Source organism: Streptomyces sp. Z26 (genome assembly GCF_003665095.1).
Lineage (GTDB): Bacteria > Actinomycetota > Actinomycetes > Streptomycetales > Streptomycetaceae > Streptomyces > Streptomyces phytohabitans.
Genome location: NZ_RCHV01000002.1, coordinates 896,959 through 921,406 on the forward strand (window position 1 = coordinate 896,959; position 24,448 = coordinate 921,406).

Here is a 24,448-nt window from a genome sequence, read left to right on the forward strand (position 1 = left end):
CCGGTCCCGCGTACGGGAACGGGCCGGGCACCGCCGTACGGTGCGGGTCGGGTACGCGCGGGTCGGGCGCCCGCGGGTCAGGCGCCCATCATGTGCACGCCGCCGTCGACGTGCAGCACCTCGCCCGTCGTCTTCGGGAAGAAGTCCGACAGCAGGCCGACGACGCCACGAGCGGTCGGCTCGGGATCGGCCAGGTCCCAGCCGATCGGCGCGCGGTGGTTCCAGACGTCCGCCAACTGCTCGAAGCCGGGAATGGAGTTCGCGGCCATAGTCTTGATGGGACCGGCCGACACGAGGTTGCAGCGCACGTTGCGGGCGCCGAGGTCGCGGGCGAGGTACCGGTTGGTGGACTCCAGGGCGGCCTTGGCGACGCCCATCCAGTTGTACTTCGGCCAGGCGAACTGGGCGTCGAAGGTCAACCCGACCACCGAGCCACCGCTCGGCATCAGTGGCAAACAGGCAAGGGAGAGGGACTTGAGAGAATACGCGGAGACCTCGACCGCCTTGCCGACGTCCTCCCACTCCGCCTCCAGGAAATTGAACGCGCCCTGCGGTCCGAAAGCGATGGAATGCACGACGCCGTCCAGGCCGTCGACGTGCTCACGCACCTTGTCGGCCAGGCCGTTCAACTGCTCCTTGTTCGTGACGTCCAGCTCGATGACCGGGGCGGGTTTGGGCAATCGCTTCGCGATCCGCTCGACGAGGGTAAGGCGACCGAAGCCGGTCAGAACGACCTCGGCGCCCTCGTTCTGGGCCACCTTGGCGGCTTCGAAGGCGATGGATTGCTCGGTGATGACGCCGGTGACGAGGATGCGCTTGCCGGCGAGGATTCCGCTCATGACGTTCAGTGACCCATGCCCAATCCGCCGTCCACGGGGAGGACGGCTCCAGTGATGTACGCGGCTTCGTCGGACGCGAGGAAGCGCACCGAGGAGGCGATCTCCGCGGGCTGCGCATAACGTTCCAACGGGACCTGCTTGACGATGCGTTCGCGCTGCTCGTCGGTGAGGACCTTCGTCATGTCGGTATCGACGAAGCCCGGCGCGACGACGTTGCAGGTGATGTTCCGGGAGCCCAGCTCACGGGCGACGGAACGGGCGAAACCCACCAACCCGGCCTTGGACGCGGCGTAGTTGGCCTGCCCGGCCGAGCCCGACAGGCCGACGACGGAGGAGATGAGGACGACCCGGCCCTTGCGGGCGCGCAGCATCGCGCGCGTCGCGCGCTTCACGACGCGGAAGGTGCCGGTGAGGTTGGTCTCCAGCACGGAGCCGAAGTCCTCCTCCGACATGCGGAGCAGCAACTGGTCGCGGGTGACACCGGCGTTGGCGACCAGCACCTCGACCGCGCCCTGCTTCTCCTCGACCTCCTTGAAACAGCGCTCCACCTGCTCGGTCTCGGTGATGTCGCACCGGACCGCGTGGCAGCCCAGCTTCGCCAGTTCCTCGGGCGGCTCACCGGTGCGGTAGGTGACGGCGACCTTGTCGCCCGCCTCGGCGAAGGCGCGGGCGATGGCGAGACCGATGCCGCGGTTTCCTCCGGTGACGAGTACCGACCGGCTCAAGGCGGGACCACCTTCTTTCGTAGAAGACGCACCCGTGCGAGGTGCACTTGTGCACGGGGTGCAGGTAAGGGCCGCCGACACGCGTACCGCAGGCAACGGCCTCCCGTCGAAAACTACCGGTTGACCGGCCGTTTCGGATACCGGGGCACGGACAGCACGCCGCAGCGGACGCTGTGGGGTTCCCACAGGGCAGCAGTGGGGACAGGTGACAGTGCCTGCGAGCCTCGGAGGAAAAGCAACCGTACTCGACAGCGCACACCTGAACACGCGCCACACCCGGGTCGGCGAACACCCCGTCCCGCGGGGCGTCATGGGGTGCAGGTCTCGAAGGGCAACCGATCAGGCGCCCGCCGGTGTCCAGCCACCCGCGTCGTGCCTGCGGCCGGCGCGAAGTGTTCGGGGGCCGTGCGGGATGATGGCCCACACGGCGGGTGCCGGCGGCACGCCAAGGTCCGGACCGGCGGTCGTCAGAGCGGTGCCGGACGGCCGTCGACCAGGTCGCGCAACTGCGCGCGGGCGGTGACCCCCAGCTTGGGGAAGCTGCGGTAGAGATGCGAACCGATCGTGCGCGGCGAGAGGTAGAGCTTCTCACCGATCTCCCGGTTGGTCAGGCCCCGTGCGGCGAGCGCGACGATCTCCCGCTGCTGCGGGGAGAGTTCGGCCAGCGCGTCGGGCCGCGCGTCCGGCACGTCGACGCCCGCAGCGCGCGACTCCGCACGGGTGCGTTCCACCCAGGGGCGCGCCCCCAACCGTACGAAGGTCTCCAGCGCGGCGGCGAGCAGGGGCCGCGCCTCGGTGATGCGCCGCTGCCGCCGCAACCATTCCGCCAGGTCCAGCTGCGTCTGGGCATACTCGAACGGCCACTGCTCCGGGCCGGTCGGGGCGAGCGCGGCACGGAGGTGTATCTCGGCTCCGGCCGGGGACGCCAGGAGCCCGCGCGCGGGCGAGCAGCGCGCGCAGCCTGGGCGAGGCGCTGGGCCCGCCGGTGTCCGCCGGCCTTCCGGTGCCGAAGCGCCGGGCGGCGCGCTCGACGATCGCGGCCGCCTGGGCGCGGTGCGCCTCGTGGCCGCTGCGGACGGCGGCGGAGGCGAGGTCGGCGAGGGCCGGGTACGACGCGTGGTGGTGCAGGGGCGCGCCGTCGGCGGTGAAGACCGCGCGGAGTTGATCGTACGCGGTGTCGTACGCGCCCTCCGCGGCCGCCGCGGCGGCCAGGGCACGGCGTACGTAGACGGCCACCGAGCGGCTCTCACCCGGGTCGACCAGCGCGAGTGCGTCGGCGGCACGGGCACGGGCGGCGGCGATGTCGCCGCGGAACGCCAACACCGCCGCGTCGACCGCGGCGGCGCACGCCTCCGCGTGGTCCAGGCCGACCGCCGTCGCGTTCGCGGTCATCCGGCGGCAGAGCTCGCGCGCCCGGTCCCAGCGGCCCTGCTCCGCGTACGCCCATGCCGCGGCGCCGCCCAGACCCTCGGGCAGTGCGCCGCGCACCCGCCAGCCCTCCTCTGCCTCGTCGAAGGCGCGCACCGCGCGCGGTGTCTCGTCCACGAGCCAGGCGAGGATCGCGAGGGCGGTGAGGTGTTCGGGCCGCTGCCCGGCGGACGCGAACAGCTCCGGCAGTCGGGGTACCAGAGCGGTCCGGTGCTCGTACGGATCCGTCACCACGGCGATCCAGACCTGTGGCCAGCCGTACGGGTCGGCCCGCTCTCCCTCGCCGCACAGACGGTGCAGGAGGTGCCGGACGTGCTGCCGCCGACGGTCGTCCCCGGAGTAGAAACCGACGACGGCCGCGGCAGCGAGCAGGTCGAGAGCGGCGCCCGGTTGGTCGGCGGCCCACCGTTCGGCGGCTCCGGCGAGGCGCGCGAAAGCCGTGCCGTGGTGCGGGGTGAACGCGGCCAGCCGGCCGGCGTGCAGCGCGGCGGCGGCCGAGAGGGCCCCGTCATCGGTGCGTCGGCGGACGGCGTCCGCCAGCTCGTCGACCCAGGCGAGGTCACCGGTGAGGACGGCGTCGGAGGCCGCGGCGACCAGCAGGCGCGCGCCGTCGGCCCGTTCGGGCGCGAGCTCCGCCGCGCGCTGAAGCGCCCGCGCGGCAGCAGCATACCCACCGCGGCGCCGGGCACGGTCGGCGCTCTCCTCCAAGGCGGCGGCGACCCGCGCGTCTGGGCCGTCCGCGGCAGCGGCGAGGTGCCAGGCGCACCGGTCCGGCTCACGGCGCAGTGCCCCGGCGAGCGCCCGGTGCGCCGCTCGGCGGGCCGGAGCGGGAGCGGCGTGGTACACGGCGGACCGCATGAGCGGGTGCCGGAAGCGGACGCGGCCGCCCCCCGCGCGCACCAGCCCGGCCGCCTCGGCCGGTGCCCACACCGGGTCGTCGCCGCCGGGCGGACCCGGGCGTACGGCGCCGTCGTCGGCGGCGTCCGCTGCCGCCAGGAGCAGCAGCGCGTCGGTGGTGGCCGCGGGGAGCCCGACCAGTCGACCGGCGAGCACATGCTCCACGTGTTCGGCGAGGGGCAGCGGCCCGGCGTACGGGGCGCCCCCGGGCGGTTCCCCGGCTCCGGCGAGGATGGTGAGGGCGAGCGGGTTGCCGCGGGCCTGGTCGAGCACGCGGGTACGGAGCCGACCGGCGGGCGACTGCGGCTGCAGGTCGAGCAGGCGGTCAGCGGCGGCCGGGTCCAACGGGCCGAGGACGAGCGGTGGCTGGCGGGCGCCCAGGTCCGGCAGGGGCTCGCCCGTACGGACCCCGGCGAGGACCGTGACCGGTTCGGCGTCCAGCCTCCGAGCGGCGAAGGCGAGGGCATCCAGGGAGGCGTGGTCGAGCCACTGGGCGTCGTCCAGGGCGAGCAGCAGCGGGGCCCGGTCGGACAGGTCGGACAGGAGGGTGAGCACGGCGAGCCCGACGAGCATGCGGTCGGGCGGTTCCGGCGCATCCCCCCGGCCGAACACGGCGGCGAGAGCGGCGCGCTGACGCCCGGACAGAAGCCTGAGGCTGCCAGGCTCCCCCAGTCCTCCCCGGTTGCCCGTGCCCCACGGCACGCGCCACAGCAGCTGATGCAGTCCGGAGTACGCGAGCGGCGCCTCCGCCTCGCTCCCGACCGCCCGCAACACCTGTACGCCGCGCCCCTCCGCCCGCCGTACGGCGGCGTCCAGCAGCGCGCTCTTGCCCGCGCCCGCGTCGCCCGCGAGTACGAGGACGCGTTCCGCCGGAGGCAGCCCGTCGACCGCGCGGTGAAGGCGCTCCAACTCGCCGTCACGGCCGACGAGCCCGTCCACGGGGACATCCTCGCGGACCGCGCGGGCGGCCGGCGACGTACGGGCGACCGCCGCGTACTCGTCCACGACACCTCCAGATCCCCTGACCGGGCCCCGCCGGTCCACGTGCTCCGGCCAGGCTACCGGCGTCGGAGGGAACGGCCCACGCCCGTACGTGGCACGCGCCCGGTGCGACCGCCCGCGGTGCAGTCGTCTGACGGATACCGGACGCGCTCCCCGTCGGCCTACCTACCAGGAAGGCGCGCGGAACCGCGGGAGGCGCGGTCCGCCGGACCCATGGAGGAGCAATCATGGACCAGATCACGCTCGGGGACGTCACGGTCACCCGGGTACAGGAGTACTACGGGCCCGTCGGCCTGACGTAGGGAACGTTCTTCCCGGACGTGACGCAGGAGGAGTGGGAGGCGAACGCCGACTGGCTCGTCCCGGACTTCCTCGACCCCGTGACTCACGTCGTCAACGCCGCGATCCAGACCTGGGTGCTGCGCAGCGGGGATCGGACGATCCTCGTGGACACCGGTGTCGGGAACCACAAGGAGCGCCCGTACGCGCCGGTCTGGAGCCGACTCGACACGGACTTCCTGGACAACCTCGCGCGGGCCGGTGTCCAGCCCGAGGACGTGGACCTCGTGGTCAACACCCATCTCCACGTCGACCATGTCGGCTGGAACACCCGGCTGGAGGGCCGCAGCTGGGTGCCGACCTTCCCTCATGCCACGTACCTGATCCCGAAGGACGACTTCGACTTCTGGAATCCGCTCAACGGCCACGATCCGGGGCGAGGACGCGGCAACCAGAACGTCTTCGAGGACAGCGTCGCCCCCGTGTACGAGGCCGGGCAGGTGCTCCTGTGGGAGGACGGCCACAGGATCGACCGCGACCTGTGGCTCGAACCCGCACCAGGGCACACCCCCGGATCGGCGGTGCTGAAGCTGGACTCGGGAGGCGACCGGGCCGTGTTCGTCGGCGACCTGCTGCACAGCCCGGCGCAGATCGTGGCACCGGACGCGAACAGCTGCTTCTGCGAGGACCCGGCCGGTGCCCGCGCCACCCGCCGCAGGCTCCTGGGCTGGGCCGCTGACCGGAACGCGCTGCTCGTACCGGCGCACCTCGGCGGGCACGGCGCCGCCGAAGTCGCCCGCGAGGGCAACCGGTTCGCGATCCGGGAGTGGGCGCCGTTCGCGCCGTACACCCCGGCCGGCGCCACGGCAGAGGGAGTGGGCGCGTGAACGGGCGCGGACCCGTGGTGGCCACGGAGTCGGGGGCCGTGCGCGGCCTGCGTCCGGCCGACACCGCCGTGTTCCGGAACATCCCGTACGCCGCCCCTCCCACCGGTGCCGCACGCTTCGCCGCCCCGCGCCCTCACGCACGGTGGGACGGCGTACGGGACGCCACCGCGCCGGGCCCGAACGCGCCGCAGGGCACCCGCTCGCTCGGCCGGATCGACATGTCGCCCTACTTCGGCGGCGGCTGGCACCGAGGCGACGACTACCTCACCGTCGACGTGCACACCCCGGCGACGGCCGACGGCGGTTTGCCCGTCATGGTGTTCGTGCACGGGGGCGGATTCGTGTCCGGCTCGACGCGGGCACCGCTGTACGACGGCAGCGCCTTCGCCCGGGACGGCGTCGTGCTGGTGACTCTCAACTACCGCCTCGGGGCGGCCGGTTTTCTCGACGTGCGCGGGGCGCCCGCGAACCGCGGCCTGCTGGACGTCGTCGCCGCGCTGCGCTGGGTACGCGCGAACATCGGCGCGTTCGGCGGCGACCCGGACCGCGTGACGCTGTTCGGCCAGTCGGCCGGTGCCACCCTCGTCGCCGCCGCGCTCGCCGCACCGGACGCCGCGGGGTTGTTCCGACGGGCGATCGTCCAGAGCGGCAGCGGGCTGGGCGCGTTCTCTCCGGAGCAGGCCGCCCGGGTCACGGCGGCGGTGGCGGGCGCGCTGGGAATCGCGTCCGGACGGGAGCCGCGCTTCGAGGACTTCGCGGAGCTGCCGGACGCACGCCTCGTCGAGGCGGCGGGCCAGGTGGCGGGCATCGACCTACGGACCCTGACGCACACCGACCCGCTGGCCGGGCTCAGCCCGTTCGCTCCGGTCCTCGGCACGCAGCCGGCGGAGGCCGTCGCCGTGGGGCGGGGAAACGGAGTGGATCTGCTGATCGGCACCAACTCCGAGGAGGGCAACCTCTACCTGGTGCCCTCCGGCGCGTACGCGGCCTCGACGGAGGCGGACGTCCTCACTACGGCCGCCCGGTCGCACCCGGACCCGGCGGCCCTGGTGGCGGCGTACCGCACGGCACGCCCCGGGGCCTCGCACGGGGCGCTGCGGGCCGCCGTGCTGGGCGACGCGCTGTTCGGCGCGGGGACCTGGGCGCTGGCCTCGGCTCACGCCGGCCGGCGGGGACGGAGGCGGGTCACGGAGCCACGACCGGCCGAGGCAGGTGACACGAGGGCCGGGGCGACCTTCCGCTACGAGTTCACCTGGCGGTCGCCGGCGCTCGGCGGCGCGTTGGGCGCCACGCACGGCACAGAGCTGCCGTTCGTCTTCGACGTCACGCACCTACCGGAGCTGCGGGGCGAGAACGCGCTGCTCGGGCCGGGGGAGCCTCCGCGGGAGCTGGCCGCCCGGATGCACGCCGCCTGGGTGCGGTTCGCCGCGAGCGGCAACCCGGGCTGGGCGGCGTACGACGACGACCGGCGGACGACGATGCGCATCGGCGCGGAATGGGGTCTGGCCGACGACCCTTACGGTGCGGAACGGCGGGCGTGGTAGCGCTGACCGAGCCTTCGGGGCGGCGGGGCTGAGAGGGGTGACGGACCCGGGTCTCGCCGCCGACCTGCCGATGCGGTGCGTCGGCGGCGAGACCCGTCTCCTCGTTGGACGACTGCCGTACTTCAGTGGCTGAGTGGCACTTCAGTGGCTGATCGGGCACAGCGCTCGGTGCTCCGGATGTCCGTGGGCGGGACGGGAACACCGGAACGCAGACGTCCGGTGCGCCGGCGCGGGGCCGGCCGGCCCGTGGGGCGCCTGACCGTGATGGTCACTGACCTCGGCGCTCCGCGAACCTGGTTACTGCGGGTGTTGCTCGGTACTACCTGTACTACCTGGAGATTTGCGACCCGAACAGGCGTCAGCCCAGCTTGGGCGCGAGCTCCGCGAGGCGGTCGATCTGCTCGATGAGGGCCTTCGGCATGCCGTACTCGATGGCGCCGTCGAGAGCCTCGGCCGAAACGACCTGGATCTCGTACTTCAGCGTGGTCTTGCCGCCGTTGTCCACCAGGATGATGGTCTCCGTGGCCTCGTTGCTCTGGGGGTCGCTGGAGGAGACGGACGTGCGAACGATCTTCTCGTTCTCCACGATCTCCTTGAACTCACCGCTCAGCACGACGTCGCTGCCCTGCTCGGCGGCGGGGGTGACGGACCACTTGCCGCCGACCTTCACGTCGTTCTCGCCGACCTTGGCCGTCGTGTTGCGCGGGCCCATCCAGGACGGGATGTGCTCGGCGGACGTGAGCGCCGCCCAGACAGCGGAGCGGGGCGCGTCGATCGGACGCTCCAGCTTCAGCTGGGTCCCCTCGGCGGTCAGGGTGGTGGTGTCGTCGCCGAGGTTACGTATCGTCATCGGTACTTGCTCCTTCAGAATTGTTTGGTCCGACGGGACGGACCCAGTCTTACCAGCAAATCCAAGGTCATCCACTAGATGTCAGACTCTCGGCCGTCGAACCTTGACCGTGTTGTCCGTACGCGTACCGGTCTGCCCGTCGGGACTCGGCTGAATTCGTTCGTAGTTCTCGCAGCGGAGCACCTCCCAGACCCCTTCCGGGAGTTCGAGTCCCGCGAGCACCTCCTCCGGCGCGGGGAAGCGGATGCCGGGCCGCGGGTCGGGGTCCCAGGAGGGCCGGCCGGAGTGCCCGACGACGAGCAGCACCCCGCCGGGCGCGACGGCCGTGACCGCGGAACGCAGGATGCGGGCGCCCGGCATGTCGTCGTAGCTGTGCAGGAAGTGCGCCGAGACGAGGTCGAACTCGCCCTCCGGGAAGGTCTGTCCGAGGTCGTGCCGCTGCCAGTCCAGCCGCTCCGCCGGTACGCCCGCCTCGGCCGCGTGCCGGGCGGCGCGTTCGAGGGCGACCGACGAGAAGTCGGCGGCGGTCACGTGCCAGCCGCGCCGGGCCAGCCAGATGGCGTCGCCGCCCTCGCCGCACCCGAGGTCGAGGGCGCGGCCGGGAGCCAGGTCGGCGGTCTCCCGGACGAGCGCGGTGTTCGGTTCGCCGCTCCAGACGCGGTCGCTGTCGCGGTAGCGGGTGTCCCACTGCTCGGCGTTCGTGAGGCCGTGGTGCCCGCGACCGCCATCGTGTCCCCGATCGCCGTCGTGCCCCCGACTCCCCTGCGCGGCCCGCCCGTCGTCCCGTGGTTCCCGCTGTCCGTCCATCGTCCTGCCCCTGTCGCCTGCGGATACGTGACGCCGCGCCGTACGTGCCGACTGCCCGTACGGCCCGGTCCGATCCATCGTCGGGCGGCCCGGACGGTGCGACAAACCCCGTTGCCGTACCGGCAAAACGCGGGCCGGGGAAACCCTCGGCCGGGGTGCGGGCCGTGTGGAATCATCCGAGGCCGGGCCGTCACCGCAGCAGCGTCACGACAGGGGCCTGGCCGTCACGACAGGGAGGCGCCCATGGCGCAGACGCAGGGGCATCCGCAGGGCCGTCCGCAGGCGCACGGGCCGACTCCGCCGCACGCGCACGAGGTCGATCCGGCGTTCCTCGCCCTCCCGTTGCGCGCGCTCGCGGACGCCGCCCTCGCGCGCGCCAAGGCCCTCGGCGCGGAGCACGCCGACTTCCGGCTGGAGCGCGTGCGCGGCGCCACCTGGCGCCTGCGGGACGCCCGTACGGGCGGCGGCTCGGACACCACCGACGCGGGTTACGCCGTACGCGTCGTGCACCGCGGCGCCTGGGGCTTCGCCTCCGGCGTCGACCTCACGATGGACGCGGCGGCGCGGGTCGCGACCCGGGCCGTGGAGATGGCGAAGCTGTCGGCGCGGGTGATCGCGGCCGCGCGGTCGGACGAGCGGGTGGAGCTGGCCGACGAGCCGTCGCACGGTGAACGGACGTGGGTGTCGTCGTACGAGGTGGACCCGTTCGACGTGCCGGACGCGGAGAAGACGGGGCTGCTGGCGGAGTGGAGCGCGCGGCTGCTGCGCGCCGACGGGGTCAGCCACGTGGACGCGACGCTGATGACCGTGCGGGAGAACAAGTTCTACGCCGACACCTCCGGCACCGTCACCACCCAGCAGCGCGTCCGCGTCCACCCGCAGCTCACCGCCGTGTCGGTGGCCGACGACGGCGCCTTCGACTCGATGCGCACGCTCGCGCCGCCGGTCGGCCGCGGCTGGGAGTACCTGCGGGGCACGGGCTGGGACTGGGACGCCGAACTGGCGGCGATCCCCGGCCATCTCGCGGAGAAGATGCGGGCGCCGAGCGTCGAACCGGGCACGTACGACCTCGTGGTGGAGCCTTCGAATCTATGGCTGACGATCCACGAGTCCGTCGGCCACGCGACCGAACTGGACCGCGCGCTGGGCTACGAGGCGGCGTACGCGGGCACCTCGTTCGCCACCTTCGACCGGCTCGGCACGCTCCGCTACGGCTCGGAGCTGATGAACGTCACCGGTGACCGCACCACCGAACACGGCCTGGCCACCGTCGGGTTCGACGACGAGGGCGTCGAGGCCCAGTCCTGGGACCTCGTACGCAACGGCACCCTCGTCGGCTACCAGCTCGACCGGCGCATCGCGAAGCTCACCGGTCTCGGCCGCTCCAACGGCTGCGCCTACGCGGACTCCCCCGGCCACGTCCCGGTGCAGCGGATGGCGAACGTGTCGCTGCTGCCCGCACCGGAGGGCGACCCGTCCGTCGACGACCTGATCGGCGGGGTGGAGGACGGCGTGTACGTGGTGGGCGACCGGTCCTGGTCGATCGACATGCAGCGCCACAACTTCCAGTTCACCGCCCAGCGCTTCCACCGGATCAGGAACGGGAAGCTCGCCGGACAGCTCCGCGACGTCGCGTACCAGGCCACCACCACCGATTTCTGGGGCTCCATGGACGCCGTGGGCGGCCCCGGGACGTACGTGCTCGGCGGCGCGTTCAACTGCGGCAAGGCGCAGCCCGGCCAGGTCGCCGCCGTCTCGCACGGCTGCCCCGCGGCGCGCTTCCGCGGCGTGAACATCCTCAACACCACCCAGGAGGCCGGGCGATGAGCGAGCCGCACGAGATCGTCGAACGGGCGCTGGAGCTGTCCCGCGCGGACGGCTGCGTGGTGATCGCGCAGGAGCGGTCGACGGCGAACCTGCGGTGGGCGGCCAACGCCCTGACCACGAACGGCGTCACGCAGGGCCGGTCCCTGACGGTCGTCGCCACGGTCGCGGGTCGGGAGGGCACCGCGTCGGGCGTGGTGTCGCGGTCGGCGGTCACGGCGGACGAACTGGAGCCGCTGGTACGGGCGGCGGAGGAGGCGGCGCGTACGGGCGGACCGGCCGAGGACGCGCGGCCGCTGGTGTCGGGCGTACCGGAGTCGGCGGAGTTCGCGGCGGCACCGGCGGGGACGTCGCCGGAGGTGTACGCGTCGTTCGCGCCCGCCCTCGGGGAGTGCTTCGCGCGGGCGGGCGCGGAGGGGCGGGAGCTGTTCGGCTTCGCGCACCACGAGGTGGTCTCCACGTACCTCGGCACGTCCACCGGGCTGCGGCTGCGGCACGACCAGCCGACCGGCACGGTCGAGCTGAACGCCAAGTCGGAGGGGCGTACGCGGTCCGCGTGGGCCGGGCGCCACACGCGGGACTTCACCGACGTCGACCCGGCCGCGCTGGACGCGGAGCTGACCCGCCGCCTCGGCTGGGCCGCCCGGCAGGTGGAGCTGCCCGCCGGGCGGTACGAGACGCTGCTGCCGCCGACGGCCGTCGCGGACCTGCTGATCTACCAGTTGTGGTCGTCGGGGGCGCGGGACGCGGCGGAGGGCCGCACGGTCTTCAGCCGCCCCGGCGGGCGTACGCGCGTGGGCGAGCGGCTGTCCGGGCTGCCGCTGACGCTGCGCAGCGACCCGTCGGCGCCGGGGCTGGAGTGCGCGCCGTTCGTGGTGGCGCACGAGTCGGGGGACGACGCGTCCGTCTTCGACAACGGGCTGCCGCTGACGGCCACCGACTGGGTGCGCGACGGCGAACTGGCGCACCTGCCCACGACCCGGCACAGCGCGGAGCTGACCGGCCTGCCGGTGGCGCCGACGGTGGACAACCTGGTGCTGGACGGCGGCGGCACCGCTTCGCTGGACGAGATGGTCGCGGGCACCCGGCGCGGGCTGCTGCTGACCTGCCTCTGGTACATCCGCGAGGTCGACCCGGCGACGCTGCTGCTGACGGGGCTGACCCGGGACGGCGTCTACCTGGTGGAGGACGGCGAGGTGACGGGCGCCGTGAACAACTTCCGCTTCAACGAGTCGCCCGTCGACCTCCTCGGCCGCGTCACGGAGGCCGGGCGGAGCGAGCGGACGCTGCCGCGCGAGTGGTCCGACTGGTTCACGCGCGCCTCGATGCCCGCGCTGCGGGTGCCGGACTTCAACATGAGCTCGGTCAGCCCGGGGGTCTGACGGCGGCGTACGGCCGTACGGGCGGCCCCCTGCGGGCGCGTACGGCCACGGCTGGGTCCCCGTGGCGCCGGGGGCGCGTACGGGCCGGGAGCGGCGCGCGTACGGCCGCGGGGGCGCACGCGCGCGGGGCGGCACCGGATGTCCTCCGGCACCGCCCCGCGCGGGGGCCGCTCAGGTCCCGCGGGTCGCGCGTTTGCCCTTTCCCTTGACCATCGCCCACAGGGGCGTGCCGATGCCGACCACCACCACCGCGCCCACCAGTTGCAGCACGTGCCGCATCCAGTCGATGCCCTTGGTGTCGTCGACGCCCACCCAGCCCGCCACGGCGTTGCCCAGGACACTGCCCAGGATGCCGAAGATCGCGGTCAGCCAGATCGGGATGTCCTGTTTGCCCGGCAGGATGGCCCGGGCGAGGACGCCCAGCACCAGACCGACCAGGATCGCCCACAACCAGTTCATGTCTCGCCTCCGAGTTCCGGTGGGCCTCGCGCGCACCCACGGTGTACGTGCGCGTCCCTCGCCAGTGTCGTACGAACGGGCCTACGTCGCATGGTGGAGACGCGCCTACGCCGTGGGGCGCAGCTGTGTCACGCCCTCGTGGGGTCCGACCCGCTGGCCGCCGGGACGTTCCGGCGGCGTACCGTGGAGGGGTCCGGCGACGTCCTGTGACCGGCGCGGCAGCGGGTGGTGGAAGCGATGCGGAAGCAGCGGGAACCGGAGGTCTTCCGGATCACCGGAGCACGCCAGGGGCTGGCGGACGACGTCCGCGCCCGGCAGCGCCGTTACGTCGTCTCCATGCTGGTCCGCACCGCCGCCGTCCTCGCGACGGTCCTGCTGTGGAACGTGCAGCGCCCGCTGGCCGTGGTGACGTTGGTGCTCGGCGCGGGTCTGCCGTACGTCGCGGTGGTGATCGCCAACGCGGGCCGGGAGAACGCCCCTTCGCTCCCGTCGACGTACGTACCCGCTCCCGTACGCCCGGCGCTGGACGGCGTCCGGCACCAAGCGGAACCGGAGCGGGAGGAGCCCCTGCGGGGGCGGACCGACGGCCCGCGACACGCGGACGGGCCCGGGGAGCGGCCCAACACCCCTCCGGACGAACGACGTTGAGCTGGGGCTGAGCAGAAAGCTCAGGAAAAGCTCAGAGTAATAGTGCAGTTCCGGTGCACCGCGCCGGGTCTCGCGTGCCATACTTCTGGGGCGCTCCGCATCCCCCGTCGGAGCGACGGACCGACGCCGGGCGGCTCCCCCCGTGGCTGCCCGGCGTCGCCATGTGCACGGGCGCGGGTGTTGGATGGGTGACGTGATCCCCTCAGCAGACCCCGACTCCCCGATCTGTTCCGCCAAGGGCTGCCGTGCGCCCGCCCGCTGGGTCCTCGCCTGGAACAACCCCAAGCTGCACACGCCGGACCGGCGCAAGACATGGGTGGCGTGCGACGAGCACCGCGAGCACCTGTCGTCGTTCCTCGGGATGCGCGGCTTCCTCAAGGACGTGGTGCCGCTCGCCGAGTGGGAGCAGGGGGAAGACGGCTGAACGGGGGCGGCGGTACGGCCGGGCGGGCCCGACGGGGACCGCCGCCGCACTCCCGCCGCTCCCCCGCCGCTCCTCCGGCGCCGAGCGGCTCCGACCGGCGCCGGCTCAGCCGCCGATGGCCGACATGGGCCGGTCCGGCTGGACGAACGACGGGTCGTCGATGCCCGCCCCCGCCTTCTTGCCCCACATGGCGACCTCCCAGCGGCGCGCCAGCTCGGCGTCGCTCGCACCGTCCCGCAGGGCGCCGCGCAGGTCGGACTCCTCGCGGGCGAAGAGGCAGGTGCGCACCTGCCCGTCGGCCGTGAGCCGGGTGCGGTCGCAGGCGCCGCAGAACGGGCGCGTGACGGACGCGATGACGCCGACACGGTGCGGACCGCCGTCCACGACCCAGCGCTCGGCGGGCGACGAGCCGCGCTCGTCCTCGCCCTCGGGGGTGAGCGTGAAGCGGGTGCGCAGGGACTCCAGGATGTCACCGGCGGTGATCATGCCGTCGCGCTGCCAGCCGTGCTGGGCGTCCAGCGGCATCTGCTCGATGAAGCGCAGCTCGTACTCGTGCTCCATGGCCCAGGCGAGCAGGTCGGGCGCCTCGTCGTCGTTGAGCCCCGGCATCAGCACCGAGTTGACCTTGACGGGGGTCAGCCCGGCGGCGCGGGCCGCGGCCATGCCGCGCAGCACGTCGGCGTGGCGCTTGCGGCGGGTCATCCGCTGGAACACCTCGGGGCGCAGGGTGTCGAGCGAGACGTTGACACGGTCGAGCCCGGCGGCGTGCAGCGCCTCCGCCGTACGCTCCAGGCCGATGCCGTTCGTCGTGAGGGATATCCGGGGGCGCGGCTCCAGCGCCGCGCAGCGCTCGACGATGCCGACCAGGCCGGGCCGGAGCAGCGGCTCACCGCCGGTGAAGCGCACCTCCTCGACGCCGAGCCGGGTCACGGCGACGTGGACGAGCCGGACGATCTCGTCGTCCGTGAGCAGGTCCGGCTTGGCGAGCCACTGGAGGCCCTCCTCCGGCATGCAGTACGTGCAGCGCAGGTTGCAACGGTCGGTGAGCGACACGCGCAGATCGGTGGCGACGCGGCCGTAGGTGTCGAGCAGCATGCTGGCGGCCTTCCCACGATTGCCTCAAGTCCTTTGAAGCGTACGGGACCGCACCGACATTCAACAGGCTGTTGAATTCACGTACGCGCGGCACCGCCCCGCACCGGCGGGTACGCGCAGGGGGCGCGGGCCACGGGCCCGCGCCCCCTTCCCGGTGGTACGGCGCGGTCAGTGCGCGCCCTTGCCCGTCAGGGAACGCACCTCCAGCTCCGCGTACTTCGAGCCGTCCGGGTCCTCCGGCGCGGACAGCACCGTGCCCAGCCAGCCGAGCAGGAAGCCCAGCGGGATGGAGATCAGGCCCGGGTTGCTGAGCGGGAACCACTGGAAGTCCACGCCGGAGAACATCGAGGACTCCTCGCCGGAGACGACCGGCGAGAAGAACACGAGGAACACGGACGAGAACAGGCCGCCGTAGATCGACCAGAGCGAGCCCCGCGTGTTGAACCGTTTCCAGAAGAGGCTGTAGAGCAGCGTCGGCAGGTTCGCCGACGCGGCGACCGCGAAGGCGAGGGCCACCAGGAAGGCGACGTTCAGCTTCCCGGCGAAGATGCCGAGCACGATCGCCACCGCGCCGATCGCCACGGCCGCCAGCCGCGCGGCCCGTACCTCCTCCTTCTCCGTGGCGTTGCCCCGGCGGATCACGTTCGCGTACAGGTCGTGCGCGAACGACGACGAGGACGCCAGCGTCAGCCCCGCGACCACCGCGAGGATGGTGGCGAAGGCGACCGCGGAGATCAGTGCGAGCAGCGTCGCGCCTCCGGTCGAGTCGGCGCCGCCGCCGATCTCCTGGGCGAGCAGGGGTGCGGCGGTGTTGCCCGCGGCGTCGGACTCGGTGATCTCCTTCGGGGTCAGCAGCGCGGCGGCGCCGAAGCCGAGGGCGATGGTCATCAGGTAGAAGACGCCGATGATGCCGATGGCCCAGTTCACCGACTTACGGGCGACCTTCGCGGTCGGCACCGTGTAGAAGCGCACGAGGATGTGCGGCAGTCCGGCGGTGCCGAGGACCAGGGCCATGCCCAACGAGATGAAGTCGATCTTCGAGGTGGTGGTGACGCCGTACTTGAGGCCCGGTTCGAGGAAGGCGGCGCCCTTCCCGCTGTTGTCGGCCGCGGCGCCGAGCAGGCTGGAGATGTTGAAGTTGTACTTGGCCATCACCAGGATCGTGATCAGCAGGGTGCCCGCGATCAGCAGGCACGCCTTGATCATCTGCACCCAGGTGGTGCCCTTCATGCCGCCGATGGTGACGTAGAGGATCATCACGATGCCGACGATCGCCACGATGACGTTCTTGCCGACGTCCCCCGACACCCCGAGCAGCAGGGCGACCAGCGCACCGGCGCCGACCATCTGCGCCAGCAGGTAGAAGATGGACACCACGATCGTGGACACGCCCGCGGCCGTACGCACCGGGCGCTGCCGCATGCGGTACGCGAGGACGTCGCCCATGGTGAACCGGCCGGAGTTGCGCAGCGGTTCGGCCACCAGCAGCAGGGCGATGAGCCAGGCGACGAGGAAGCCGATCGAGTAGAGGAACCCGTCGTAGCCGGAGAGGGCGATGAGTCCGGCGATGCCCAGGAAGGACGCCGCCGACATGTAGTCGCCGGAGATCGCCAGCCCGTTCTGGAAGCCGGTGAACGAGCGCCCGCCCGCGTAGAAGTCGGTGGCGTCCTTCGTACGCCGTCCGGCCCAGACGGTGACGCCGAGGGTGGCGGCGACGAAGACGGAGAACAGCGTGATGATCAGGGTGCGGTGCTCGCCGGCGTCGTCGGCGGCCAGCTGTACGAGGGAGCTCACGCCTCTTCCTCCAGACGCTTCTTGATGGCCTCGGCCTTCGGGTCGATCCTGTCCGCGGCGTGCCGCGAGTACCACCAGGCGATCAGGAACGTGCTCACGAACTGGGCGATCCCGAAGACGAAGGCGATGTTGACGTTGCCGACGACCTTCGTGCCCATGAAGTCGCCCGCGTAGTTGGACAGCAGGACGTAGAGGAAGTACCAGACGACGAACCCGACGGTGACGGGGAAGGCGAACGAGCGGTGAGCCCGGCGCAGTTCACCGAACTCGGCGCTCTGTTGCACCTCCGTGTAGTTCCGGCCCGCGGGTGGACCGGAGCTCGCTTCCTGTGGCGCGGTGCCCACGGCGACTCCAGACAGATCCAGACAGAGGAATGAGGGGCGACAGTATGGCGTGGATCACATCCAGCCGTACCGTCCGCGCATCGTAAAGGGGCGGCGCCGCGCAGAACAGGGGGCGGTAGTTGAAAAGCGGAGGAGCCTGAGTGATTCCGCCGCGTTTGCCGGACTCCCATTGCTGACCAGTACACATCAGGGTTAACTTCCGTCATCTCTAGGCACATACGAACGGACATGGAGAATCCATGGACTCACAGCCCTACAGACGGCGGCGCGCCCTCGTGCTGCCGCTCGGACTGGCGCTCACGGCGAGCCTCGCCGTACTGCCCGGTGTCAGCACGGCCCTCGCGCAGGACACCTCGGACACCGCGGCCGCCGACGGCGAACAGCTCAGCTACGTCGTCAACACCGACACGGACGCCGCCACCCTCAAGCGGGTCAAGAAGGCCGTCAAGGCGGCCGACGGCACCGTCGTCACCACGCACAAGAAGATCGGCGTCGTCGTCGCCCACTCCGCCAACCCGGAGTTCGGCGAGACCCTGCGCGCGGTCGAGGGCGTCGACTCCGCGGGCGCGACCCGTACGGCGCCGCTGGCCTCCGCGTCCACCACGGACGTGGGCAAGCCGGAGTACCTCAAGGACCCGGAGGGCACGGCCGCGAAGCTGGCCGCGAAGAACGGGCAGACCGCGCGCGCGGGTGCCGCCGCGGGCAAGAAGGAGCCGCTGGAGTCCCTCCAGTGGGACATCCCGGCGATCAAGGCCGACAAGGCGCACCGGGTCAGCCAGGGCAGCAAGAAGGTCACCGTCGCGGTCATCGACACCGGCGTGGACGACACCCACCCCGACCTGAAGCCGAACTTCGCGGCGAACCAGTCCGCGAGCTGCGTCGGCGGCACGCCCGACACCAGCAAGGGCGCGTGGCGCCCGTACGAGGAGGGCGGCAGCTACCACGGCACGCACGTCGCGGGCACCGTCGCGGCGCCCCGCAACGACGTGGGCATCACGGGTGTCGCGCCCGGCACCAAGGTGGCGTCCATCAAGGTGTCGGAGCAGGAGACCAGCCTGTTCTACGCGGAGGCCGTCGTCTGCGCGTTCACCTTCGCCGCCGACCACGGCGTCGAGGTGACCAACAACAGCTACTACACGGACCCGTGGCTCTACAACTGCCCGGACCAGGCCGACCAGGCGGCGATAGCCGAGGCCGTCGGACGCGCGGCCAAGTACGCGGAGAAGAAGGGCGTGCTCAACGTCGCGTCCGCGGGCAACTCCAGCCACGACCTCGCCGCGGACGAGATCCTCGACGACTCCAGCCCGAACGACACCACCCCGGCGGAGCGGACCATCGACCCGGCCGAGTGCCTGGACGTGCCCGCGCAGCTGCCGGGCGTCGTCACGGTGTCGGCGACCGGCTCGGACGCGCTGAAGTCGTACTACTCCAACTACGGCGCGGACGTCATCGACGTCGCGGCGCCGGGCGGCGACCGCTACCAGGTGCCGGGCGGTGACGCCAAGAACGGCGGCATCCTCTCCACCATGCCGGGCGGCGACTACGCCTACCTCCAGGGCACCTCGATGGCCGGTCCGCACGTCGCGGGCGTGGCCGCCCTGGTCAAGGCGCAGCACCCGAAGGCGACGCCGCAGGAGATCCAGTGGCGCCTCAAGGCGTGGGCGGACAACCCCGGTTGCCCGACCGAGCCGTACGACCCCGACGGTGACGGCGAGGTCGACGCGGAGTGCGCGGGCCACGCCAAGATCAACAGCTTCTACGGCTACGGCATCGTGGACGCGCTGGACGCCGTGAAGAAGTGACCACGGCACCGCACTGACACGGGGGCGCTACGGCGTCTCCGCGACGGCCGGTCCCTCCGCCCTCCCGGCGGACGGACCGGCCGTCGGCGGTTCCGGGGACGGCCGCCGCGGGGACGGCGCCTCCACGGCGCGCGGCTCCGCGAGGGGCGCCGCGCCGGGCCCGCCCGCGGCACCCGCCACCGCCGTCGCGGGCTGCCAGCCGGGGCCGCGCAGCACCCGCCCGAAGCGCTCCGACCAGCTGCCCGCGGCGCGCAGGTCGCGCCCGATGGCCGCGTACTCGTGGGTGGCGACGCGCAGCGGGTTGTACGTGTCGATGTTCTTCGTCAGCCCGAAGCGGCAGCTCTCCGTCTCCGGCGTGAACGAGCCGAACATCCGGTCCCACACGATGAGGATGCCGCCGAAGTTCCGGTCCAGGTAACCGCCCTGGGAGGCGTGGTGCACGCGGTGGTGCGAGGGGGTGTTGAACACGTACTCGAAGGCCGGGTGCAGCTTCCCGATCCGCTCGGTGTGTATCCAGAACTGGTAGACGAGGTTCACCGAGGACAGGAACGCGAGCGCCGCCGGGTGCACGCCGAGGACGATCAGCGGCAGGTAGAACGGCCAGACGCTGAGGCTCGTCCAGGGCTGCCGGAGCGCGGTGGTGAGGTTGAACTTCCGGCTGGAGTGGTGCACCACGTGGCACGCCCACAGGATGCGGATGACGTGGTGTCCGCGGTGCGACCAGTAGTAGCAGAAGTCCTGCGCGAGCAGCATCAGCGCGAGCGTCCACCACGTGACGGGGATCTCCAGCGGCGTCAGCTCGTAGACGGCCGCGTAGATCGCCACGATCGGGATCTTCCAGATCACGTCGAACACGAGGCTGCCGAGCCCCATCGTGACACTCGTGGTGGCGTCCCTGGTCTCGTAGCCGGCGGCGTCCTCGTCGGGGTGGAAGTGGTAGCTGACCATCTCGACCACACCGAGCAGCACGAACGCGGGGATCGACCACAGGACGACGTCAGGAAGGTTCACGGTCATGCCAGCACGGTAAGCGGGCGGACGGCCGGGGAACAGGGGTTGTTACTCATAAGTAAGAAACGGTTCGGGGTGGCCGCCCCCGACCGGCTCCCCCGCCCGACTCCCCCCGGCCCGCTCCCCCGCCCCTCCGCGACACGCGGGACCGTACGCGCCCCACGTACGCGCGCCGGGCCCCTTCCGCCCGGCGCCCGTGGGCACTTGCGCGCCGGAGCCCGCAACACCGCGCGCGGAGCGGGCAGTCGGGCGCTGTCAGTGGTGGCCCGTATCCTTCTGGACCATGCTCGAAGACCAGACGGCACGTCACAAAGAGGGGGCTGCGGGAGCGCGCATTCCCGCGCAGCCGTTCGCTGTTGACGCCGAAGAGGACCACCGCGCCCCCTGGCCCTCGGGCTACCCCGAGGGATACGCGGTGGTCGACGTGGAGACCACCGGGCTCGCGCCGGGCGACCGCATAGTCTCCGCCGGTGTCTACCAACTGGACGCCAGGGGCGCCGTGGAGGACCACTGGTACACCCCGGTCAACCCGCTGCGCGACCCCGGCCCCACGTGGATCCACGGCCTGACCGCCGAAGTGCTCGCCGACGCCCCGCTGTTCACCGACATCGCCGACGACTTCGCGGACCGGCTGCGCGGCCGCGTGCTGGTCGCGCACAACGCGCTGTTCGACTGGTCGATGATCGCCCGGGAGTACACCCGCGCCCAGCGCACCGCGCCCGTACGGCAGCGGCTGTGCACCATCGCGCTCTCCAAGGAGCTGGCGCTCCCGCTGCCCAACCACAAGCTGGAGTCGCTCGCCGCGCACTACGGCGTGACGCAGCGCCGCGCGCACCACGCGCTGGACGACGCGCGGGTGCTGGCCGAGACGTTCCGGCCGAGCCTGCACACGGCCGCGCGGCGCGGCATCCGACTGCCGCTGCTGGCCTGCCAGCACGCGCACGGCGGCTGGCACGTGTCGCGGAAGCGCCCGCCGTGCCCGTACCCGAACCCGGGGCGGTACGAGCCGGGCGGGCCGCTCGTGCAGGGCATGCGGGTGGCGATCTCCGGGGACACCTCGGTGGAGCGGGAGCGGCTGGAGGACCAGGCCATCGACGCCGGGCTGCACATCGCGACCAGCGTCTCGCGGCTCACCAGCCTCGTCGTCACCAACGACCCGGACGCGATCACGTCGAAGATCGTGAAGGCGCGGGCGTACGGCACGCCGGTCCTCGACGAAGCGGCGTTCACGCACCTGCTGCGGGACGTGGCCCCCGCGGCGTAGCGGCGGGGGCGGTGGGGGTAACGTCGATCGGCGTGTACCGCTTCCTGTTGTCCCGGCAGTGGGTGTGCCTCACCCTCCTCGGCCTCGCGCTGATCCCCGCGATGATCGAGCTGGGGTTCTGGCAGCTCCACCGGCACGAGGCACGGGTCGCGCACAACGACCTGATCTCCGCCAGCCTCTCCGCCCCCGCCGTCCCGGTCACCGAACTGACCGGTACCGACCGGGGCCCCGACGACGACGTACGGTTCCGCACGGTGACGGCGCAGGGCACGTACGACACGGCGCACGAGGTCGTCGTACGGCAGCGCACCGCGTCCGACTCCCAGTCCATCGGCTACTTCGTGGTCACCCCGCTCGTCCGGGCGGACGGCACGGCCGTCCTGGTCAACCGCGGCTGGATCGCGGCGGGCGGCGACCTGACCCGCTTCCCGAAGGTGCCCGCGGCGCCCGAGGGGCGCGTCACCGTCACCGGGCGCATGATGGCGGACGAGACGACGGCGAGCAGCGGCATCAAGGACAAGCCGGGGCTGCCCGACCGCCAGGTGATGCTGATCAACGGCGAGCGGCAGGCGGAGGCGCTGGGCCGGCCGGTGCTCCGCGGGTACGTACAACTGACGGAGACCGCGCCCGAGCCGCGCGGCGAGCAGCCGGAGCGGCTGCCGGAGCCGGACCACGGCAGCATCGGGCCGCACATGGCGTACGCCGTGCAGTGGTGGCTGTTCACCGCGGCGGTGCCGGTCGGCTGGGGGATCCTCGTCCGGCGCGAGCTGGGCGACCGGCGTGCGGCCCTGGCCGCCGGGGACCCGCCCGACGCGGGTGGGCCGGGCGGCGGCGGGCCCGACGGACCGGCGCCGGGGACGGACCCGGCACCGGCCACCGACGCGGACGCCGACGCGGGTGAGGCAGCGGACGCGGCGCCCGCGCGGCCCGACCGGGACCGGGCCGCCGTCGGGGACTGAGGCCCCGCGCACCCGCACCGCGTCCGCCACCGCGCACGACGACCACGTACCGAACACGACGCACCGAACACGACGAGAAGGGGCACCGCATGGACCTCGGCCTGAAGGACCGCGTCCACATCGTCACCGGCGCCACCCGCGGCCTCGGCTTCGCCGCCGCCCGCGCGCTCACCGACGACGGCGCCAGGGTGCTGCTCACCGGCCGTACGGAGCGGGCGGCGGCCGACGCCGCCGCCCGCCTCGGCCCGAACGCCGCCGGGGTTGCCGCCGACAACGCCGACCCCGGCACCGCCGCCCGCCTCGTCGAGACGGCACGCGACCGCTTCGGGCGCCTCGACGGCGTACTGATCAGCGTCGGCGGCCCGCCCGCGGGCCCCAACGAGGCGATCACCGACGCGCAGTGGCAGACCGCCTTCGAGTCCGTGTTCCTCGGTGCCGTACGGCTCGCCCGCACCGCCGCGGCCGAGCTGGGCGAGGGCGGTGTGATCGGCCTGGTGCTGTCCGCCTCCGTGTACGAGCCGATCGCCGGGCTCGCCGTCTCCAACGGCCTGCGCCCCGGCCTCGCGGGCTTCGCCAAGACCCTGGCCGACGAGGTCGGCCCGCGCGGCATCCGCGTCGTCGGGCTGCTGCCGTCCCGTATCGACACCGACCGGGTGCGCGAGCTGGACGCGCTCTCCGGCGACGCGGACGCCGCCCGCGAACGGCAGTCCGCCGCCATCCCGTTGCGGCGCTACGGGACGCCGGAGGAGTTCGGGCGCACGGCCGCGTTCCTGCTCTCCCCCGCCGCCTCGTACCTCACCGGCGTGATGCTCCCGGTCGACGGCGGCGCCGCGCGCGGCTTCTGACGCACGCGGCTTCCGACGCACGCGGCTTCCGACGCACGCGGTTTCCGACGCGCGTGCCGTGGGACACGCGCCCCTCACCGGTACGCCCCTCACCCGCGCGTGCCCCGCGCACGGGACTCCTCAGCTGACGCGTTCCGCCCGGTGCCGTACGGACCGCAGCCGCACCTCCGCCGGGAGCGCGGCGAGCCCCGCCGAGTCCCGCGCGTGCGCCAGCGCCTCCGTACGCAGCCGGTCCAGCGCCTCCACCGGCTCCGCGTGCGCGGCCAGCGCGAGCGTCACCCGCGCGCGCGGCTCCGTACGCCGCCCGCTCAGTGCCACGCGCGCGCGGTCGACGCCGGTCAGGCTCTCCGCCTCGGCGGCCAGTACGCCCTCCAGCGCCCGCCCGCGCAGCAGCGCGCCCTCGCCGTCGCCGCTCTCCACCAGCACCTCGCCCAGCCTGCGCTGCCGCAGTTGGGCGACGAGCCACCACAGCAGCAGCACGAGCAGCAGGCCCAGCACCGCGAGAACGGTCGGCCACCACCAGTCCTCCGCGCGCCACCGGGTCCGGTCGGCGTCGGCCAGCAGCACGTCGTCGGGGGCGGACCAGCGCCAGCGGGACCCGAGGTCGTAACCCCAGCGGCGCTGGAGGTCGAGGCCCCCGGCGAGCGCCGCGAGACCCGCGGCGAGCAGCAGCAGACCGGCCAGCCCGGTCAGTACGCGGTTGACGACCCGCAGCACGGCACCCACCGTCATCTCCTTCCCCCTCGCCGGACGGCCACGGACAGCGCGGGCTGGCGTACCAGTCCCAGCTGCCCGATCCCGTCCTCCAGCGCCATGTCCAGGTCCCCGCGCACCTCGTCCAGGTCGCGGAAGTGCGCCTCGGCACGCGCGCGGACGCGGCGGCGGCCGACCCGGACCCGTACGGACCGCACCCCGGGCACCTCCATCGCGCGGTCCCGCAGGACGAGCGCGGCGGCGGACCGCTCCAGCGCGGCACGTACGTCCCCGGTGTCCGTACGCATCGTCAGCAGGCCGCGCAGCCCCGGCGTCACGGCCAGCGCCAGCAGCCACAACCCCAGCAGCACGGCGGCGCAGGCACCGACCCGTACCCACACGTCGTCCAGCGGCCTGGTCGCCAGCTCGTCGGCGAGCGTACGGCGCCAGGCCATGGCCGGGCGGTCGGCCCGTACGGACAGCAGGTCGTAGAGCAGCAGCCCGACCGCCCCCAGCAGCAGCACCGCGACGACCCCCGCGGGCACCCGGCGCGCCGACCAGAAGCGGTCGGCGCGGGTGCCGCGCGGCTGGGTGGAGGCGTACGCGGCGGTGGACGCGGACTGCTCCAGCGGGTCGTCGGGCGGGG

At 73.1% G+C, this 24,448-nt stretch carries 22 protein-coding genes and 1 pseudogene; 10 read left to right on the forward strand and 13 right to left on the reverse strand.

Annotated elements, in window-relative coordinates; all coding sequences use genetic code 11:
* Nucleotides 1–77: 77 nt before the first annotated feature.
* The 4 genes from fabI to D7M15_RS03935 all read right to left on the reverse strand — a co-directional run bounded on the left by fabI (nt 78) and on the right by D7M15_RS03935 (nt 4,894).
* Entirely contained in the window at nt 78–839 is a 762-nt protein-coding gene (fabI, locus tag D7M15_RS03925) for an enoyl-ACP reductase FabI (RefSeq protein ID WP_121516201.1), read from the reverse strand.
* A 5-nt stretch (nt 840–844) separates the two neighbouring features.
* Nucleotides 845–1,564 (reverse strand): 3-oxoacyl-[acyl-carrier-protein] reductase, encoded by a 720-nt coding sequence (gene fabG, locus D7M15_RS03930; RefSeq protein ID WP_121516202.1) that lies wholly within the window; start codon nt 1,562–1,564, stop codon nt 845–847.
* A 467-nt stretch (nt 1,565–2,031) separates the two neighbouring features.
* Nucleotides 2,032–2,253, reverse strand: a complete 222-nt coding sequence (locus D7M15_RS29495; RefSeq protein WP_346428783.1) for a helix-turn-helix transcriptional regulator — start codon at nt 2,251–2,253, stop codon at nt 2,032–2,034.
* A complete protein-coding gene (locus D7M15_RS03935) occupies nt 2,153–4,894 on the reverse strand; it encodes an ATP-binding protein (RefSeq protein ID WP_346428784.1) in 2,742 nt (913 codons plus the stop codon). The genes D7M15_RS29495 and D7M15_RS03935 overlap by 101 nt, the downstream gene beginning before the upstream one ends.
* 224 nt (nt 4,895–5,118) lie before the next feature.
* Here D7M15_RS03935 and D7M15_RS03940 point away from each other — a divergent pair.
* Together D7M15_RS03940 and D7M15_RS03945 are read left to right on the forward strand one after the other, a co-directional pair.
* Nucleotides 5,119–6,057, forward strand: a pseudogene (locus D7M15_RS03940) (MBL fold metallo-hydrolase).
* A complete protein-coding gene (locus D7M15_RS03945; RefSeq protein ID WP_121516203.1) occupies nt 6,054–7,601 on the forward strand; it encodes a carboxylesterase family protein in 1,548 nt (515 codons plus the stop codon). Before D7M15_RS03940 ends, D7M15_RS03945 begins: the two are co-directional and overlap by 4 nt.
* 358 nt (nt 7,602–7,959) lie before the next feature.
* On the opposite strand, the gene D7M15_RS03950 is transcribed toward D7M15_RS03945, so the two are convergent.
* Together D7M15_RS03950 and D7M15_RS03955 are read right to left on the reverse strand one after the other, a co-directional pair.
* Entirely contained in the window at nt 7,960–8,451 is a 492-nt protein-coding gene (locus D7M15_RS03950; RefSeq protein WP_121516204.1) for an SRPBCC domain-containing protein, read from the reverse strand.
* An 81-nt stretch (nt 8,452–8,532) separates the two neighbouring features.
* Nucleotides 8,533–9,258, reverse strand: coding sequence for a class I SAM-dependent methyltransferase (locus D7M15_RS03955; RefSeq protein ID WP_121516205.1), 726 nt, complete (start codon nt 9,256–9,258; stop codon nt 8,533–8,535).
* Nucleotides 9,259–9,501: 243 nt separating this feature from the next.
* Between D7M15_RS03955 and D7M15_RS03960 the strand changes: the two genes are divergently transcribed.
* Together D7M15_RS03960 and D7M15_RS03965 are read left to right on the forward strand one after the other, a co-directional pair.
* Nucleotides 9,502–11,085: a TldD/PmbA family protein gene (locus tag D7M15_RS03960; protein WP_121516206.1), complete on the forward strand. Its 1,584-nt coding sequence runs from the start codon at nt 9,502–9,504 to the stop codon at nt 11,083–11,085.
* Nucleotides 11,082–12,464, forward strand: coding sequence for a metallopeptidase TldD-related protein (locus tag D7M15_RS03965; RefSeq protein ID WP_121516207.1), 1,383 nt, complete (start codon nt 11,082–11,084; stop codon nt 12,462–12,464). Before D7M15_RS03960 ends, D7M15_RS03965 begins: the two co-directional genes overlap by 4 nt.
* A 171-nt stretch (nt 12,465–12,635) precedes the next feature.
* Here the strand turns inward: D7M15_RS03965 and D7M15_RS03970 are convergent, their stop codons facing one another.
* Nucleotides 12,636–12,923 (reverse strand): GlsB/YeaQ/YmgE family stress response membrane protein, encoded by a 288-nt coding sequence (locus tag D7M15_RS03970; RefSeq protein ID WP_121516208.1) that lies wholly within the window; start codon nt 12,921–12,923, stop codon nt 12,636–12,638.
* A gap of 237 nt (nt 12,924–13,160) precedes the next feature.
* Here D7M15_RS03970 and D7M15_RS03975 point away from each other — a divergent pair, with 237 nt between their 5' ends.
* Both D7M15_RS03975 and D7M15_RS03980 read left to right on the forward strand, forming a co-directional pair.
* Nucleotides 13,161–13,571, forward strand: a complete 411-nt coding sequence (locus tag D7M15_RS03975) for a DUF3099 domain-containing protein (protein ID WP_121520172.1) — start codon at nt 13,161–13,163, stop codon at nt 13,569–13,571.
* Between the two features lie 184 nt (nt 13,572–13,755).
* Nucleotides 13,756–13,995: a hypothetical protein gene (locus D7M15_RS03980; RefSeq protein ID WP_121516209.1), complete on the forward strand. Its 240-nt coding sequence runs from the start codon at nt 13,756–13,758 to the stop codon at nt 13,993–13,995.
* 105 nt (nt 13,996–14,100) lie between these two features.
* Here D7M15_RS03980 and moaA read toward each other — a convergent pair whose 3' ends face one another.
* The 3 genes from moaA to D7M15_RS03995 all read right to left on the reverse strand — a co-directional run bounded on the left by moaA (nt 14,101) and on the right by D7M15_RS03995 (nt 17,228).
* Nucleotides 14,101–15,090 carry a GTP 3',8-cyclase MoaA gene (gene moaA / locus D7M15_RS03985; RefSeq protein WP_121516210.1) on the reverse strand — a complete coding sequence of 330 codons (990 nt, stop codon included), beginning with the start codon at nt 15,088–15,090 and terminating at the stop codon, nt 14,101–14,103.
* Nucleotides 15,091–15,258: 168 nt separating this feature from the next.
* Nucleotides 15,259–16,884, reverse strand: a complete 1,626-nt coding sequence (locus tag D7M15_RS03990) for a cation acetate symporter (protein ID WP_121516211.1) — start codon at nt 16,882–16,884, stop codon at nt 15,259–15,261.
* Entirely contained in the window at nt 16,881–17,228 is a 348-nt protein-coding gene (locus D7M15_RS03995; protein WP_121516212.1) for a DUF485 domain-containing protein, read from the reverse strand. Before D7M15_RS03995 ends, D7M15_RS03990 begins: the two co-directional genes overlap by 4 nt.
* 239 nt (nt 17,229–17,467) lie before the next feature.
* Here D7M15_RS03995 and D7M15_RS04000 point away from each other — a divergent pair, with 239 nt between their 5' ends.
* Nucleotides 17,468–19,030 (forward strand): S8 family serine peptidase, encoded by a 1,563-nt coding sequence (locus tag D7M15_RS04000; RefSeq protein ID WP_121516213.1) that lies wholly within the window; start codon nt 17,468–17,470, stop codon nt 19,028–19,030.
* A 27-nt stretch (nt 19,031–19,057) separates the two neighbouring features.
* Here the strand turns inward: D7M15_RS04000 and D7M15_RS04005 are convergent, their stop codons facing one another.
* Entirely contained in the window at nt 19,058–20,047 is a 990-nt protein-coding gene (locus D7M15_RS04005; RefSeq protein WP_121516214.1) for a sterol desaturase family protein, read from the reverse strand.
* A 277-nt stretch (nt 20,048–20,324) separates the two neighbouring features.
* On the opposite strand from D7M15_RS04005, the gene D7M15_RS04010 reads away from it, so the two are divergent.
* The 3 genes from D7M15_RS04010 to D7M15_RS04020 all read left to right on the forward strand — a co-directional run bounded on the left by D7M15_RS04010 (nt 20,325) and on the right by D7M15_RS04020 (nt 23,109).
* Nucleotides 20,325–21,305 (forward strand): DEDDh family exonuclease, encoded by a 981-nt coding sequence (locus tag D7M15_RS04010; protein ID WP_121516215.1) that lies wholly within the window; start codon nt 20,325–20,327, stop codon nt 21,303–21,305.
* Between the two features lie 32 nt (nt 21,306–21,337).
* The gene (locus D7M15_RS04015; RefSeq protein ID WP_121520174.1) at nt 21,338–22,264 is read left to right on the forward strand and encodes an SURF1 family protein; all 927 of its coding nucleotides are present in this window, start codon (nt 21,338–21,340) and stop codon (nt 22,262–22,264) included.
* Nucleotides 22,265–22,353: 89 nt separating this feature from the next.
* A complete protein-coding gene (locus tag D7M15_RS04020) occupies nt 22,354–23,109 on the forward strand; it encodes an SDR family oxidoreductase (RefSeq protein ID WP_121516216.1) in 756 nt (251 codons plus the stop codon).
* A gap of 120 nt (nt 23,110–23,229) precedes the next feature.
* Here the strand turns inward: D7M15_RS04020 and amaP are convergent, their stop codons facing one another.
* The gene (amaP, locus tag D7M15_RS04025; RefSeq protein ID WP_206337452.1) at nt 23,230–23,835 is read right to left on the reverse strand and encodes an alkaline shock response membrane anchor protein AmaP; all 606 of its coding nucleotides are present in this window, start codon (nt 23,833–23,835) and stop codon (nt 23,230–23,232) included.
* 2 nt (nt 23,836–23,837) lie between these two features.
* Nucleotides 23,838–24,431, reverse strand: coding sequence for a DUF6286 domain-containing protein (locus D7M15_RS04030; RefSeq protein WP_240649571.1), 594 nt, complete (start codon nt 24,429–24,431; stop codon nt 23,838–23,840).
* Between the last annotated feature and the right edge of the window lie 17 nt (nt 24,432–24,448).